The following is a 15,977-nucleotide window of genomic DNA, read 5'->3' as shown; positions in this document are numbered from 1 at the left end:
AGGTCACGTCAAGGGAACACTTGGCCCAAGGAGTGTCCAGGCACATACACATGTCCGGTTCCTTCAGTACGCCTGACGACGTGTTGGTGCACAACTTGCGGTCATGCGCTGAGCGAACTGTTCAAACGACAGCACCGGGAGAGGCGAGGCCGAGAGCGGGTAGGCCACCGAGTCGTGCTTGAAGACGATCAGTCCCTCCACCACCCACCCCCCAGGACTGAAGCTGAAATGCTCCAGAACGGCGGACAACTGATCGCGCACGTGGTCGACCCGCCGGACATGTCGCTCGACGATAGAGCGTTCTCCTGGCCGCCCGTGTTCCAGCTCCTCAACGAGGCCGTGAACCTCAGCCGCCGTGCGCGCCACCGCAAAATTCTTGCATTCGACGCAGTAAATACGGCGCCCCGGCTCATCGACCGCGAACACGTCGATGTCTCCCAGATCCTGACCCTGCCCGTCACGCATCCGTACGGCGCCAAACACCTTTGCCTGCTCCTGGACGGGGCGGAGGCCCAGGCTGAGGACAAAGGCAGCAACCTGCCGGTTGAACGCCCGGCCACGGCGTGTGTTCACGTCACCCAGAACCCGGCGCAGTGCGGTGCTCCGCGCCCGGTAGCGCCCGGTCTGCAGCAGGTCGAGCAGGTAGTGCGCCGCCGAGGTCACGGCCCTGGGGCCCCAGATGACCCGGAGGGCAGGGCCGTCCTGCCACAGGATGATCGGACGACGCAGATACGACAGCCCACGGTTGAACCGCCACGGCTCGACGTCCTCCCGCCGCCAGGGTTGAGAAGGCCGCAGGAATGCGGCGCGCCCGGTGAGGCTGAACTCGGCCAGACACCGGCGGACAGCCTCCTCATCCCACCCGAGCTCCTGCGCGATGGCCGCAACGAACTCGGGTTCGGCGCGCTGCTCTACTCCTCCCGCCCCACCGGGCAGCGCGCTGACACCGTCAAGGAAGAGCAGCAGGTCGCTCAGCGTCCAGCCGACTTCAGCCAGCATTGCGGTATCCAGTTCTTGGCGCGCCGGCAGCTGGTCGTCCCTAGCACCATCGTTACCCAGATAAGCCTGGGCGATCCGCAGCGACTCCCGGGTGACGTCGCTGAACATCGTCACCTCGAAAGCCGCGCGCGCCGGCTCGTACGCTCCACGCGCCGTGGCGACCCGGCCAGACGGCAGGATTTCAGCTGTGACCTGGGACAGTTCATGGAAGGCGAGGTCGCTGTTGGTACCGAACGCATGGATCAGGGAGGCCAGCGCCACCAGGCGGTCATACCGCTCCAGAGTCGGCGGGAACGATCCGGTGGGCTGTCGCGTCGCCAGGTACTCGAGAACAAACCGCGACGCGATCGCAGTGTTGTTGTTCTGTCCGTACTCTTCCTGGAGCCTGCGCACGATCACCGGGTGAGCCGCGAAACAGCGGCGGGTGAACTCAAAATTGAGCTGTCGAACTGCTGTCCGCGTCACCGTGGCTTCATGCTGCTGCACGAAGTATGGCAACGCCGCCTCGGCACCGAGCTCATCGGCAAGGCGCGTGAACTGGCCAAACAGCTTCGCCACAGCAGCATTGAGAAGCGTGGATGCCGCCTTGCCTTCCAGGACAGTCCCCACGGGGAATTCCGGCCCCAGGTCATTGGCCAGGTCATCCAGGGATCGACTGACCTGATGTTCCTGTACCACCCGGCTCCGCCCCAGCCCGCGGCCATCCAGCAGGAGGGTGGGCCGATCGACCACGCTGATCTTTTTCTTGGCCGGATCACCCATGACCTCGGCAACCACCGCCTCGCTGCTGGGCCAGGGCACGGGTGTGCCGTGGAACACCATGACTTCGATCAGGGCGTCCAAGACGGCGTGCATCCACGTGCGTTCAGGCGTGTTGTCCGGCGTCGTGAAGGCCGCCGTGAACGTTTCATCGACCTGAATGACCACGGTGAATCTGGCGGCGGCGACCAGGAGGCGCAGCCCCGGCAGGGCCGCCGCCGGATCAACCGGCAGCGGCGGCACCGCCACGATGACGACGCGTAGCGGGACGTCCGCCTGAGGGGGCTTGATCACCGGGTGGGCCAGGAGCTGCCACAGCCAATACGCCAGCGTTTCGGCCAGCATGGGAAGATTGATTCCCGGCGCGCCTCCCCGCTCGGCCACCACCCAGCATCGGAAGGCTCCCTCGACCACGAAGTTCAGGAGGCCCTCACGCAGTAGGTCGGTCGACTGGAAGATCCTGATGGTGGGGTCGAGGTAGAAGTTTGTGACCTTGATGGTCTCCGGCCCATAACGCACACCATGCGTCGCCAGCTCTATTCGCCGCTCGCGTCGCACCGTGCCTGCCCCACCGGGCATCACAAAGAGCGTAGCCGGCGGGGCCTGATCCGAGAGGTAAAAGCTGTCGTGGTGACGACAGTAGGCGTCGAACAGATCGAGCATCCCGACTGGGCCAAGGTGATGACGCCGGAACAGACCGTCAACGGCCTGCGCGAAGTAAAGCAGGCCCAGTGGGTTTCCCGCGAAGTCATACGACATCAGGTCGAGGTCTGACACCGCCACGCTGAGGGCGTACGCCGTGCGCGCCGTCAGACTCGGCAGCTGCACCAGGTTGCCGAGCCCCTCAAACACCACCAGGGAAAAGACATGGGGCCCTGCAGGACTGGAAACCGTCAGAGAGGTGGCTAGGGCTGCGTAACTGTCATCCAGCGGCGTCTGGAGCGCGCTCAGATCTGAGGGCTGAAACAGGTCGTGCGGCCGGTAGTTCCTGAAGGGATCGCCGACCAGCACGACGTGCAGCACCGTGTCTCGGTCGATCTGGAACGCCGCGCTGTGGATGGGGAGGGTCAGCTTCCCGGTGAAGCCGGGCAGGCGCTCGACGATCCCCATGCGACGGAGTGACGTCTGGACACCCGCCCAGGCGATCGCGTAGTACCGGGCCTCCAGTACCGCTGTAAAGGTACTGGGCGACAGAAGCAGATGACGCACGGCCCGTAACACGTATCCGACTGGAAAGACCACGTACTGTTCGCCCACGGAGACGATGGGCTGGAGGGACAGCATCCCGCCGTCCAGCATGGGCGAGTGATGCGCTGCCGCCCCAAGGTGGGTGATGCACCGCGCGAGATCGCCGAGCACCAGTCCGCGAGCCGCGAGGAGCTCCGTCAATTGAGATGCCGAGTACGTCGCGGCGTCCATCAAGCCGGCCAGGTCGCTCTCCCCAGGAAGGTAGGGGCTCTGTTCTACCTCACCGGAATTCGTGAACCGGGCACTCCTGCGATGGACATCATCACTGATGGTCAACAGCGCCACACACGTGCGAACGGCATGATCAAGGTCGGATATCTCGTGCTGACGCAGGGTTCGTGCGGCCTCAAGCAGTTGCTCAGCGTGATGTACCGCCTCCTCTTCAATCCCCGGAAACACCACAAAATCCCCGTAGGGCAGAACCAGATGCTCGGTGAAGGTGTTGTCAGAAGGATCTTCCATGACGGAAAAGCCAGAGGCACTCCCTGCCCTGTTGACGAGCATCCGTAGTTCTTGCACGTCCGGACTGCGCCCAGTCTGCGTTGGAGCCACGGTCAGCACCGCCTGCGCGAACGCGCCGAGGCGCAGCAATCGGTCGGCATTTTGAGGGCAGAGCGTCAGTGCAGCGGCTGCCCGCAGCAATGCCAGGGGTGAAAACGGGGTCAAAGTCGTCGAGAAGTCACTCCAGGGTGTCACAGTGAATCATCTCACGTCGCCAGCGGACAGCCCGGAAAGCCAGCGGGTTCAGGGCTGATTCCTTGATGCACGCCACCCGCGCCTATGACGAAGACGGCGGTCGTTAACAGTCACCCCATGGGCATATCCTGCGGCCCCCGCATCGCTGCACACCTACACTGGATGCAGCCACATGTACCTCCTCGCGCACGTCCCCGCCGCCCGCATGATCCTCGGGCAGGTGCAGGATCACCTCACCGCGCAGGGACAACGGCACCCGACCGTGACCGTGCTGGGTCACGACGAGCCGCAGGCCTTCGACCTGTGGACTGGGCTGCACGTCATCGACCACGGCACCCGGCAGCCCTATCTGACCTGCATCCTGTGTCCACCCGGCTCCGGGCATCACCTGCGGTACGAATTCCGCGTGACGACCTTGAGTGGAGAGGTCGTCGGGCCGGTGGGCAGCTCCTGCGTGTTCGTGAGGGTGCTCGGCGAGGACGCGGCGCGACGGATCGGCACCGACCTGGCCGCCCAGGTGCGGGCCCACCACGCCCGGACCCAGACGCTGTCCCAGCAGGCCCTGCTGACGGCCGCCGGCAACTGGCGGGAGTACCTGCGCCGCCAGGGCCTCGACTGGGTGCTCACCGCCATGGCCGGCACCACCGACCTTCCAAAGGACGTCCGTGAGGCCCTGGCCACGCTCCAGGCCAGGCAGAAGCCGCTGACGCTGTCCCTTCACAAGCGCTTGCAGACCCTGACCGCCGAACGTCAGGCCAGGACGGCCTCTACATCACCTGACGCCTCGCGGCTCCCGGCCGTTCCTGCTCCTTCGGCCTTTCAACCGAGCACGCCGGCGCTCGCCCGCCCGAAGGCCACCCAGGGGCGACGCCAGGCCGGGGCTGGGAACCGCATGACGACCGACGACTGGGAGGCCTACCTCCGGACGCACCGCCTCAACGTCCTCGTGGGGCACTGGCAGGACATCGAACCCACCCTGACCCTGGAGGACGACACGCGGGCGTTCCTGAAGGAGACCATCCAGGGCCGTCGCCCCTTCCGGCTGGACGACCTCACGCTCCTTCAGGGGCTGGTCAGGGACGGCGCCATGCGTGCGCAGCTTCGAACGCTCGGCGCTCCACCGAGGCTCCTCGGACGGCTCCCACCGCTGGCTCCGGCGCGGCGCATCGATGTCGAGACCGGCCTGGAAGTGCTGAACGTCCGGGATGATCCCCAGCTGCGAGAAGCGCGGGCGTGGAACCGCGGCCTGCAGGCTGTCCTCCCGGACGAGGTGTGGCAGCGTCTCCAGCACGCCTTCGGGGATGGACGGCTGCGCGCCGATGATTACGCGGCGGTCTGCCGGACGCTGGACTGCCGCGCCAATCCGCCACTGGATCCCGGGCTGCGCACGCCAGAGCGCTTCCTCACGCTGGTGGCCCTCCTGCTGGGCCAGGAGATGAAGTTCAGCCGGGCCCGGATGCTGCTCAACCCGTCACGCCAGGCCGAAGTGGTCGGCCACCTCAGCAGGGAGTGGCACCGATATGAGGCCGGCCAGCGGGTGAATGACCGGGAGATCGTGGCACGCGCCTTGCAGCCCACCCGAGCAGAAGCGGAGGCCGAGCGGGTGATCCGGCTGCGCGAGCTCGCACGTCCGCCGGTGACCGCACGTCTGTCAGGGCGGGCGAAGCGTCCAGGCAACGCCACGCCCGCGGTCACACCCTCACCGGCCAAGATCGGCGCGGCCAGCATTTCCACCACGGATCGGGCCGCACGTACAGCAGTCCCCGTGCCTGCCCCCAGTGTGGTTCTCCTACAGGCCCAGAGGACGGCCCTGCAAGCAGCGTGGGGGCGCGGACTGAGCCACCTGATCCCGCAGACCTACCGCAGGCTGGCCAGCCGGGCCGTTCACCAGGGCACGGGTTCCCTGACGTCCGAGCAGGTGCAGGTGCTCGTGGCCGCCCTGATGGTCTTCGAGGCGAAGACCCTGCTGGAGCCACCTGCCTTCACCGTACCTGGGGATGAGCCCCGCACTCCCGTCCGGTACGCCGCCGCCCTCCACCGCCTGTTCGGCGAGCTCGGCGTCTCGTTCCTCCAGGGAGCGCTCGCGCAGAAGGGGTACGGCTGGCTGCACACGACCTTCCCGGCGGCCTACCAGGCTTACGTAGACACAGGGACCCTGCACCAGGGCTTGGATGTCCTTTGGATCGCCCTACTGTGATCGCTGTCGATCACCAGTAGGTGATATCGCGGGTCGTGGTCTCCGTGGCCACCACCGGCAGACTTTTGGCCTCTTCTGGCCCGTCTCGGACGGTCACGACCCGCTTCACCCAGTTGCCCTTCGCGTCGTATACGTAGGTGGTCTTGATCTCGGAACGCTCAGCCGGTGCGCTCACGAACTCCGTCACGGGGTTGCCACGCGCATCGAAAAAGCGCTTGGACTCGCTCTCCCATCCGGTTTCCACCACGGCCTGCTGCGTATCCTTCCATGTCCACGTGCTCACCTGCGTGAACGGCTTGCCGGTACTGGCCGGGGAAAAGATCTGTGCGATGAGCTTTGTCGGACGTCCCCGCGCATCGCAGAAGGTCTGATGCTCGCGTTTCGTCGCCGGCGGGCGGGTGACCGGTGGCAGGCCCACCACGAGCGGCGCATCCCAGAACAGGTCGGTCGTCGAGAGGTTGCAGCCCGCGGCGTTGAAGCGCTTGGTGCTGTGTACCCGGTGCAGGGTCTCGTCCTCCAGCCAGTCCTCCTGCAGGACGATCTGCCGCTTGCCGGGCGTGACCGTGGCCGTCATGACCGCCCGCGTCGCCTGCTGGTACGAGAGGGTGAGCGACGTGTTGTTCTCGTTCACAGTCACGTCCACGCTATACGCCGACTGGGTAATATCCGCGCGGCTGTCGAAGGCATCGACCTGAATCAGCATCTCCCGCACGCCTGGCGTGTGCTTGACCAGGCCACCTTCCGGGTACGAGAAGGGATTCAGGGCGGACAGGTCGAAGGCAGCTGTCTCGCCGCGTGCCGGTGCGGTGGTGAGCGGACTGCACAGCAGCAGGGTGGTGAGGATCAGGTGCTGTCGCGTCATGCGTCTCCTGGGGATGGTGGTGGTCACGGGTGGTTCCTGCAGCGTACGCGACTCCCGGAGGCTACGGGTGCTGACCTGCTTTCCAGCGTGCCAGCGCATGCGGGGGCCGGCTTCTGGCCGTGGAGTCTTTAACGGGGCGGGCTTGCGACCCATGGCCATGATCAGAGTCCTCGGATTTTCCTTGTCCTCAGGCTTTCGGAGGGCGTTTGCGCGTGGGCGGACGTTTCGGCGCAGGCGCTGGCTTGGCCGTATCGGTGGGGGCACGGGGAGTGTCGGCCGCTTGAGTGCCCTGTCCATCGGGGCGGTGCGCCATCGCCTGCGCGAGCAGTTGCGTCTGGGCCGCCAGTTGTGTCCGCAGGTCGGTCGCTGCGCCCTGGGCCTGTGCGCCCTCACGGACGGCCAGCTCGAGCTGCCCCCGCATCTCGGTGACAGCAGCGTCGTGGGTTTCCCGGGCCGATCGCAGCTCGAACTCCAGCGATGCGGCCCGGGCATGTTCGATGGCCACACGGTCGTCGGCAGCCTGGGTGACACGCTCGAGCGCGGCCGCGTGCTGCTGCCGCTCCATCTCACGCTCCGCCGCGAGCTGCTCACGTTCGACCCGCTGGGCCTCATGCAGCCGCTGGAGTTCAGTGTTGAGGTCAGCGGTATGCGCCTCCAAACCGGCAACCCGGGTCGTCGCCCCCTGCAACGCCTCACGAGCCGCGGCCAGTTCCTGCACCACCACGGCGCGCTCAACCGCTCCCTGCTCCTCACGCTGTAGAGCCGCCGCCAGTTGGTCGTTCAGTTCGGTGATGCGCGCCGTCAAGTCCTCGACCTGCGCCACAACGGTATCGCTGAACGCTGCGGCTTCGGTCTGAGCGGCCATGGCCTCCGCCAGTTGCTGGAGGTGATGATCCCGCTCGCCCTGGAGGCGTTGATCTGCCACCTCACAGGCCATCGCCCAGATGTCCTGCGTGGCACGCTCCAGCACCTGCGCCACCTGAGGCGGAAGCGGGGACGGCGCGACGGCCGCCGTGGCCTGTGCCTGAGACGCCGCCTGGGTGGTCTCCCACTCACGCACCAGCGTGGTCAGTGTGGTCAGCGATCCCGTCCCCAGGACGCTGCGAACGGTCGCGGCCGTCACACGTTGTCCCTGCGCATGCAGCGCCTCGGCCACCGGGGCCACATCCTCCATCGTCACACCTAGTCGTCCCATCAATACCTCCTGCTCATAGCATAGCATAAAATAATTACATATAACGTAATATACGTAATATCGTACGTCATGTCAGGACAGAACAAGGCAAGTGAATGTGGCGTGGGCCGAGCCCACGCCACACCCTGGACGCACAGACCGCTCGTGATTCAGCCTCCGTCTACACGACGAACGGTTACCAGCTGCTCAGCACGCTCTTCAGACCATCGTCGGCCCATTTGGCGTAGATGCGGGTGGTCTCAATGCTGGCGTGCCCCAGGTGACGGGCCGCAGCATCCAGACTCTGGCCCTCGCGCAGCAGGCGGGTACCAGCGTAATGGCGCAGGGCGTGATAGCCGCGCGGCTCGACGTGGGCGCGCCGACACACCCAGCCGAGCCGCTCACGGGCCGCGTCCGCCCCGCCGCCGATGACGGGGCCCGTTCCGGAACCCAGCGTTTCGAGCGCATCGACCAGCGACCGGGACATGTTCACACGCCGAGATTTGCGTCCCTTGCCGTTGATGACGGTGACCACCCGCGCGCCCAGGTCGACGTCGGCCCAGGTCAGGGCGAGTGCCTCGGAAATCCGCAGACCCGCATGGGCACACAGCAGCAGCAGGGCCTGCATGCGGGGATCGGCGGCCCTCAGCAGGCGCTGCACTTCGTCCTCGCTGTAGGGCTGCCGCTTGTCCCACGCGGGGGTGAGGTCACGGGCCGCCTGGGCATCGATGAATGGGTCGACGTCCGTGGCCCCAGCCCAGCGCAGTGCCCGGTACAGTGCCCGCGCGCCAGCAAGCTTGACGCGCACGGTGGCGGGCGACCTGCCCGCCGCCTCCAGGCGCCTCAGGTACAGCGGCCCCACGGTGCGATCCGGGTTCAGCAGACTCACCGCCTGGTCGGCGGCATGGGCCACGAAGGCCTGGACGGCTTCCCGGTACACGCGGAGGGTATGCGGACTGATCCGCGCCCCGGTGGTGCCGTACGACGTCAGGTGGGCCTCGGTGATCACCCACAGCGCCGCCACATTTTTATCCCGTGCCGCTTCGACGGCGCGCCGCTTCAATTCATCCCGGTGCAGGGAAGCGACCTGGGCCGCCCGGCCGACGAGGTCACCCCGGTACAGTTCGATCGCTGTGCTGACGGTCATTTACCCCCATGATAACAGGTCTTGTCGGGGGGTTTGCCTCCCCCTGGGTGGCGCCGGGACTGAATCCCCAGGGGGAATGTCGGGCCGAACCGACACGCCCCCGCCTGTTGTGCTCCGATAGGGTCATGTCACCTCGAGGCCCCCACCCACCGTTTCAATGGCCGGATGTGCCCGACGTGTCCACCGATCGCCTGAAACGCGAGGCGCTCGCGTGCGTTCAGACCGTCGCACCGCTCTACGCACTGCTGCACCTGGTCGCCCCGACAACACCCGGGGGCCTGGGGCTTCTGGCCACTCTGGCGGCGGACCTCTGCGCGTGGGTGCTGACGCCGCTCCTCGGACTGTGCCTGGTCGGTGCTGGCCTGTTCGCCCTCACCGACCGTTCGCTGCGCGACCTGCTCCCCGTGTGTGCCCTGGGCCTCCTGTCCAGCCTGATGCTGCGCGACGTATTCAACGCGCTGGCGTGAACAACGCCAGGTCATCTGTGCATTCGTACCGACACACGCGCCGCCGATCTGCTCAGCGCGCTCAGAGCGTCAGCCACCACCCGCTCTCCAGCTGTTCCACCCGCGCCACGCCCGGCAGCTGGGCCCGACCACCCACGCCCGGCACCGCGGCCCAGGCCTGCTGGAGTTCCGCCACCGACGGCAGGGTCTCCCCCGCTTCCCGGTGCCGACGCAGATCCTGGCGGTACCTCGCCAGCTGAGCCCCGCGGAGCCGGATCGTGGTGCCCTGCGCCCACGCGCACCACGCCAGCCGCTCGTTCCGCCAGCCCTGCACCACCGCAGGCGGCACCGTGTGGTGGGTCAATTCCGCCTCCACCGCACCGTCCACCCCGGCCAAGGTGACAAGCTCGGGCGTCCACACGCTCACCCAAGCAGGGCCAGCAATGGTGATGTCGTAGCGCTCCCACACGTGCGAATACGGCCGTAGGCGACCTGTCTGCTGGCGCTCTTCGTGGATCGCCCGCCAAGTCTCAGTGATCGTCTCGACGAGCACATCGGCCGGGAGATCTGTAAACGACGACAGCAGCAGCAGCGCGGCCACCTCGTCATTCACGGCGTTCGAGGTGGCCGGAGCGCCGTACGCCAGTTCAGCCAGGGTGGTACCGGGCGGCACATGTCCGACCGCCTGGGCGTAACACCAGGTGCGGAGGGTGTTCAGCCGTTCGCCCATAGAGACGAGCCGCCTGGTCTGTTCAGTGGTGGGGTGAAGGGGGACGGTGACGGTGGGCGGGGTCGAGGGAAGGGTCATGGCTGTCCTTTGTGGGATGAACGAACACGCCCGCTGAACGCGAGCGCGCGGGCGACGGTGACGGTGGCGTAATCCCGTCCGTCGCGGTGGGCGGGCCGGGCCCAGCGTTCAGGGCGGTGCAGGGCGCTGCGCGCCCACAGCCGGTGCAGCTGTACAGGATCCAGCGTGTACCAGCGCAGCATGGCGAGGAGGGCGAGATCACCTCGACTGGCGTCGTCACCGTGGGACGACAGGTCTCCCCTGTCGAACAGCGCCGCGAATCGGCGCCCATTGCGGGCGGCGCGGGCGCGCTGGAGCACGAGCTCATCGTCCAGCACGCCAACAGCCACCGTACGGACGGGTGGAGTCGGGGCCTGAAACAGGGTCTGATGAAGTTCGGCCAGTTCCCTGGAGCGAACGTTGAGCGTGGCTGGCGTGCCGGGCAGCCGCAGGCCGGTGACCGCCACATACCCACAGGTGATCACCTCCACCTCCAAGTCTTTGATGTGACCGCGCCGACCCGCCAGGGGCACCTCCCCCGCGACCAGGACATGCAGCCCCGTCCCCGAGACGCTGAGCTCGGTGTAGCTGTCCAGACGCGCCACGAGTTCGCGGGCCGCCGGATGAACTTCCCCACCGCTCACCACGCCGTCGAGGTCGATGGCCACCAGGGGGAGGCCAGCACGCCACGGCTCCATCGCCAGCACGATGCCGACCCCGTCGCACCCGCCCTGGCGCAACACGTCCAGCGCCTGACCGAACCCCAGGTGATACTGCCGGTCGAACGGATCGACCCAGCGGCCATGGGCAGAACACGGGCGCTTGCCCAGCCGGCCCGACGTGCGGGTCACGAACCGGTACGGCAGGTAGGCCCGAACCCCACGCAGGTCGGCCGGCCAGGACGCCGCGAGGTGGTCGGCGTGTGCCGTTTGGATCACCGTCACCGCGTCCCCCGGCGCCGTGGCCTCGGTAGGGCGGCCGGCACCCACGGGAGCGTCGTCACCGGCCACATCGCGGCGGCGCGCTGGTAGATGTTGCGCGCACCGTTGACGTCACGGTCCAGTCGCACACCACAGCCGCGACACCGACCCACCCGGCGCCAGTAGCGCATGGCGTCGGGCAGGCCACAGACCGAGCAGTCCACCGAGGTGCCCTCCGGGGGCACCCAGACCGCGATCCGGCGCGCCGGATCGTGCTGCGCCAGATCGGTCAGGAACCGTTCGTACTGGCGCGTCCCACTGAAGGCCACGAACGGGGCGTAGTCCAGGCCGCGCTGGGCCATGCGGGCGAGCGCCGTGTCCTCGATGGCGACGCCCGCGAACGTCAGGAAGTGGGCCAGGGCGCGCTCGAGACGCGGCTGCAGCTGGGTGGCGTACAGCAGCTGGTGACGGCGCACATGGGCGTACCGCAGGTCATGGGATCGCCGGACGAGGCCGTCTGGCGGCGTCGGGAGCCCTGGCTGCCACGGGTGCGTCTGGGCCAGCGGATTGGGCACCTGGCCCTGGCCGTGGTGAGCGGTGATCCACGTCCACAGGGCCCGCTGCCCGGGATCGATCGCGAGCAGCGCCTGGTGGCGGGGTGGCGAGAGGTGGGTGAGCTGGAACGCCCAGCTGATCTCGTCGCCGGCCACGCTGCGGTGGAGTTGCACGCCCTGGGCCAGGTGCAGGGTGATCGGCGATCCCAGCGCCGGAGTGGATCTCGCCGCGGCCAGATGGAGCTCCAGCGGGCCGTACCTGGCCAGGTGAGCGAGGTACCGGGCACCGGCGTCAGTGTCGCCGGTCAGCAGCGCGGCCTCGAGGTCGCTCCGGGTGGTGCTGAGGCTGGCGAAGAAGGCGTTCTGCCACGCGTGCACGGCGAGCCTGGCCGGCCCGGGCATCAGATACACCGGGGCGAGCACCAGCCCCGAGATGCCCGCAATCTCGACATGCAGGTCGTCCACAGGCCGCGCGAGCCCACGGTACGTCAGCGCAAAGGTCTCTGGCGGGTTTAACGAGATGCACGCCGGATCGGCGACGTGACCCAGAGCGCGCACACTGCGGCCGAATGCCTGGACGAGACCGTCGAGCGTGCTGCTGCCGAGATGCGCCCGCCAGCCCAGCGCGCGCGCGACCGCCTCGAGTTCATTGCGCCGCTCGGCCGTGGTGCGCCGTGGAACGGATCGCGCGGCCCGACTGGTGGGTGGCATGGCCCCGGCCACGACGAGCGCCGCGACCTCCTGCAGGGACTGCGGCTGGCCGTCCGCCTCCAGTCGCGCGTGCACCGCGAGGACACGCCAGATCTGTCGGGCGAGTGCCCAGAGGGCGTCCAGTTCGCGCTGTTGCGTGGGGGTGGGATACAGCGGGTGTCGAAGATGGATGTGCGGATCGGGTGGGGGCATGCTCCTCCTGATCGGTTGCGTTCCTGGCCGCCAGGGCCCCTTGCCCTGGTTGAGGTTGCTGCCGATGTTGCCCCTGTTCCTTGGGTGCCCTTGGAGCTGTTTTGCGCGATTCCTCCTGGGTTCCCCGGCAGTGGGGTGCTCACCCTCAGGTGCCCTGAGGTGGGGTGATGTGTTCCCATCCCCTCCCCGTGTCCATGCGGTTTCGCATTCCAATGAATTCTCGAGCGGGTCACGTCGAGTGGGGTGACGCCCGCAGGGTTCGTTGTCCTGCGCAGTTGCGATCACCCCTTGCCACCTGGGGTCGTCGTGCGGGGGTCACGCGAAGCGATTTCTCAGCAGGTGCCCTGGCGTGCGCAGTCGTGCCGCAGTCGCGCCGCACTTGGACACCTGGGTCTGGAAGCAGGGCCTGAAACGGGTGCAAAATCGGGCCGAAATCTGCCTGAACTTGGGCCGAGATTCCTTAGCGAACACGAAAAGAAACATGGATCACATGTTGCGTTTTAATGCCGACCAGCACGGCGTTTTCACTTAGCGAACAAAAAACCGATGTCTAGGACTGTTCTGACAATGCGCCACCCGCGCCCGATGATTTTTGACCGCATCAGGCCGCCCGAAATCCGACCCCGTCAGAGGGCGAAACCCAGGCCGCCCCGCACCCCCGCAGTGATGCCGCGGTGGGGTGGAAGGTCACGTCACGTGCGCAGGTCGACCGGGTCACGAGGTGTGGGGTCGAGACCGACGGGTGCCCTGCCCTGGGGTCGGATCGACAGGGGGCGCGATGTGGGGTGCTTCCCGTCACTCCCTCTGGTCTGGGGTGACGGTGGTCGGGTCGCGTGCCGTGGGGTGACGGCCACCGGGTCATCCGGTGTGGGGTGACGCGGTTCAGGTCACACGAACGGCCCCGCGTGCCCCCCTCATTCCTGGGGTCAGGGCGCCACCACCGTCAGCGCACGATCCGCTTGTGTCTCGTCCACGGCCCAGACCACGTGGGGCGACCGGCGCGGCGGCCGGGCGATCCGCCAGCGCTGCCACGCCCAGGGCGCAGCACACAGCACCTCCTCGACCAGCCGGTGTGAGTTGTCCCTGAGCTGCGACGTTCCAGGCCACACCTGCAGCCGGCGCCGCTCATGGGGGCCGCTCTGCGCCAGCCAACGGGCGCGCCACGCCGCGAGGGTTTGTAAGTCTTTCCGCGTGGCGTGGCGCAGCAGAATCTGGGTCGCGCGGTAAAGCTGGGCTGGATCCAGCCCAGCCTGCGACGGCACCAGTCCGATCGCCTGCAACGCCAGCAACGGCACGCCCCCGCACAGCAGGTGGAGATCTCGGGCCACAGCCGCCAGGGTGGCGCGTGCGGTGGGGTTGCGGCTCAGCGCCTTGACCGGCACCGCCGCGTGATACGGGCTGACGGTGATTCCGCCGTCCCACTGGGTACAGGGCTGCGGGTGAACCTCCGCCTGCACGCGGCACGCCGTCCGGGCCGCACGCGGGCACAGGGCGCACGGTAGGCCGTGCAAGATCGCGCGCGGCGCGGCCCCAGGGGGATGCTGGCCCTGCCGGCCCCGATGAAGCAGCTGCAGCAGTTCGGCACGCTCATGGTGCCTGTGCAGGGCCCGGCGCTCCGGTGCCTGCGCGGCCAGCGGGTAAAGCGCGCTCAGCGTGCAGACCTCGTGGCTGAGCGGCAGATGCGGCAGGGTCAGGGCCCGCACGTCGCGGCCGTGAAAATGATTGACGCCGCGGCCGCTGTACCAGTGGGTGACGGCCACGTCAGCGGCCGGCGCACCGGCCAGCGTGGCTGCCTCAGCGAGCAGACCCTTCACCGACGGCACAACGTCCTTGGGGACCAGCAGGAGTTGACCCTGTGGGCTGCGCGCGGCATGGGCCTGCACCTCCTGGGCCACCAGCCGCGCCTTGCGGGACTCCAGGCGGGCCGGCTCCAGCGCCAGGCCGGGGGCGAGCTCCACGTGCAGGGGCGGTCGGTGCCCGACGTCGACGATCTGTACCATGTCACCAAAAACCGCCCGGTACTGGGCCTCATCGGCATAGGCATCTAGGACAATGACGGGCCGGTCGACATGCACGCGCTGCAGCAGATCCCACGCCAGGCTCTTGCCGTAGGTCGCTGCAGCGCCGCCCTTCCACACCAGCCCGTAGCGCGTCGTCACCGTTCCGGCTTCCCAGGCGACAAGGTCGGCCAGCAGCTCTCGCACCACGAAGTCGGCGACGGCCTGACGCGCGCCGGCACCGAGTGGGTCGTTCGCAGAACCAGGCCGCAGGTGGACCGCGAGGGCGTCCTCCAGCTGATTCCGCGCGGCGCAGGACGTCTTGAGCAGGGCCAGCGCCGGCGCCGCCGCTTGCCAGAACCCGGCGCCACGCAATCCCGACTCAGTGGGGGACTGACCTGGCGGGAACACCCCGAATTCCTGCACCTGGTGCGCGAGGGAGACGTCCGCCGCCGACCAGCCGAACTCTATCCGGGCGAGCCTGGCGACCGCGGCGCGATCCGCCGCGGTCGCTGTGACCGCGTCCAGGATGCCGACCACTCGCCTGAGCGGCAGGGAGCGCAGCCCGCCCGGCTGCAGGCCACCGTGAAGCGTGAGCGCCCCGAGTGGGTCTTCATCAACGATGATCGCTTGGGCGGCGCGCAGCTGGGTGATCGATCCCTCAAGCCCCGACTGCAGGATCAGCGGCAAGTGGGCGTGTGAGACGACCGCCACGGGGAGCGGCCACCGGAACTGCGCGAGGTACGCCTTTTCGGACAGGTGCTGTTGGCCCAGGATGATCTGCGCACACTCATGCCCCGCCGCCTGATTCAGGGCGGCGACCGTCTGGCTCGCGAGCGATTGCCCAGCCGGCCTTTTTCGTTTCTCAGTTGGCCCTTTCCTTATGGCGACCGTCTCCCGCACCGCCCACACGATGCGCGCCGGCGGATCCTGAAGCCGCTCCACGATGGCCCGCACGGCGCCCGCAGTCTTGCCGCTGCCGGGGGCCGCACGGATCACCGTCACCCCCGGCCCGGCTGCCATCGCCTCCATCACCACCTGCGTCACCTGCTTCTGGATTCCGGACACTGCCGGGCACTCTACAACAGAGACGAGCGCGACATCGACAGAGGCCGTGTGGCACAGTGGATTTTCGCTATTCCAGAATTCTCCGGAGTGCATCTATGTGGATAGCACGTGCACTGAGCGTGACGTTCGAGTCGGGTGCAGGTGTGACGTTCGAGCTGGAACGATGTACAGGTTGTGTGACCCAGGGCCAGGCCTGTGGGAGCACGCAGCGCTCAACTTC

Annotated in this window: 10 protein-coding genes; 2 read left to right on the top strand and 8 right to left on the bottom strand. The window is 67.7% G+C overall.

What is annotated here, in order from left to right; all coding sequences use genetic code 11:
- Positions 1 to 63 precede the first annotated feature (63 nt).
- Positions 64 to 3,702, bottom strand: coding sequence for an anti-phage protein Upx-like protein (locus HNQ07_RS22275; protein ID WP_184115933.1), 3,639 nt, complete (start codon positions 3,700 to 3,702; stop codon positions 64 to 66).
- 172 nt (positions 3,703 to 3,874) lie between these two features.
- On the opposite strand from HNQ07_RS22275, the gene HNQ07_RS22270 reads away from it, so the two are divergent.
- Complete coding sequence (locus HNQ07_RS22270; RefSeq protein ID WP_184115931.1) at positions 3,875 to 5,899, top strand: hypothetical protein; 2,025 nt, start codon at positions 3,875 to 3,877, stop codon at positions 5,897 to 5,899.
- A gap of 10 nt (positions 5,900 to 5,909) precedes the next feature.
- Here HNQ07_RS22270 and HNQ07_RS22265 read toward each other — a convergent pair whose 3' ends face one another.
- The 3 genes from HNQ07_RS22265 to HNQ07_RS22255 all read right to left on the bottom strand — a co-directional run bounded on the left by HNQ07_RS22265 (position 5,910) and on the right by HNQ07_RS22255 (position 9,082).
- Positions 5,910 to 6,788: a hypothetical protein gene (locus HNQ07_RS22265; protein ID WP_184115929.1), complete on the bottom strand. Its 879-nt coding sequence runs from the start codon at positions 6,786 to 6,788 to the stop codon at positions 5,910 to 5,912.
- A gap of 160 nt (positions 6,789 to 6,948) precedes the next feature.
- Positions 6,949 to 7,935, bottom strand: coding sequence for a DNA-binding protein (locus HNQ07_RS22260; protein ID WP_229832317.1), 987 nt, complete (start codon positions 7,933 to 7,935; stop codon positions 6,949 to 6,951).
- A gap of 196 nt (positions 7,936 to 8,131) precedes the next feature.
- Entirely contained in the window at positions 8,132 to 9,082 is a 951-nt protein-coding gene (locus HNQ07_RS22255) for a tyrosine-type recombinase/integrase (RefSeq protein WP_184115925.1), read from the bottom strand.
- A 167-nt stretch (positions 9,083 to 9,249) separates the two neighbouring features.
- Here HNQ07_RS22255 and HNQ07_RS22250 point away from each other — a divergent pair, with 167 nt between their 5' ends.
- On the top strand, positions 9,250 to 9,549 hold the full coding sequence (locus tag HNQ07_RS22250) for a hypothetical protein (RefSeq protein ID WP_184115923.1): 300 nt from the start codon (positions 9,250 to 9,252) through the stop codon (positions 9,547 to 9,549).
- Positions 9,550 to 9,610: 61 nt separating this feature from the next.
- Here HNQ07_RS22250 and HNQ07_RS22245 read toward each other — a convergent pair whose 3' ends face one another.
- The 4 genes from HNQ07_RS22245 to HNQ07_RS22230 form a co-directional block, all read right to left on the bottom strand.
- Positions 9,611 to 10,336, bottom strand: coding sequence for a hypothetical protein (locus HNQ07_RS22245; protein WP_184115921.1), 726 nt, complete (start codon positions 10,334 to 10,336; stop codon positions 9,611 to 9,613).
- A complete protein-coding gene (locus tag HNQ07_RS22240) occupies positions 10,333 to 11,259 on the bottom strand; it encodes a phage NrS-1 polymerase family protein (protein ID WP_184115919.1) in 927 nt (308 codons plus the stop codon). The genes HNQ07_RS22245 and HNQ07_RS22240 overlap by 4 nt, the downstream gene beginning before the upstream one ends.
- The gene (locus HNQ07_RS22235; RefSeq protein WP_184115917.1) at positions 11,256 to 12,692 is read right to left on the bottom strand and encodes a zinc ribbon domain-containing protein; all 1,437 of its coding nucleotides are present in this window, start codon (positions 12,690 to 12,692) and stop codon (positions 11,256 to 11,258) included. Before HNQ07_RS22235 ends, HNQ07_RS22240 begins: the two co-directional genes overlap by 4 nt.
- A gap of 926 nt (positions 12,693 to 13,618) precedes the next feature.
- Complete coding sequence (locus tag HNQ07_RS22230) at positions 13,619 to 15,757, bottom strand: DEAD/DEAH box helicase family protein (RefSeq protein ID WP_184115915.1); 2,139 nt, start codon at positions 15,755 to 15,757, stop codon at positions 13,619 to 13,621.
- Positions 15,758 to 15,977: the final 220 nt, after the last annotated feature.

It is taken from the genome of Deinococcus metalli (assembly GCF_014201805.1).
Classification (GTDB): domain Bacteria; phylum Deinococcota; class Deinococci; order Deinococcales; family Deinococcaceae; genus Deinococcus; species Deinococcus metalli.
Note: the sequence above shows the minus strand (reverse complement) of the source record. Positions and strands in the feature narration are given on the sequence as shown.

Excerpts from the sequence above, each read along its gene's own strand:
- HNQ07_RS22255 (WP_184115925.1), bottom strand. The coding sequence starts at position 9,082 with ATGACCGTCAGCACAGCGATCGAACTGTACCGGGGTGACCTCGTCGGC.
- HNQ07_RS22270 (WP_184115931.1), top strand. The coding sequence starts at position 3,875 with ATGTACCTCCTCGCGCACGTCCCCGCCGCCCGCATGATCCTCGGGCAG.
- HNQ07_RS22245 (WP_184115921.1), bottom strand. The coding sequence starts at position 10,336 with ATGACCCTTCCCTCGACCCCGCCCACCGTCACCGTCCCCCTTCACCCC.
- HNQ07_RS22260 (WP_229832317.1), bottom strand. The coding sequence starts at position 7,935 with ATGGAGGATGTGGCCCCGGTGGCCGAGGCGCTGCATGCGCAGGGACAA.
- HNQ07_RS22235 (WP_184115917.1), bottom strand. The coding sequence starts at position 12,692 with ATGCCCCCACCCGATCCGCACATCCATCTTCGACACCCGCTGTATCCC.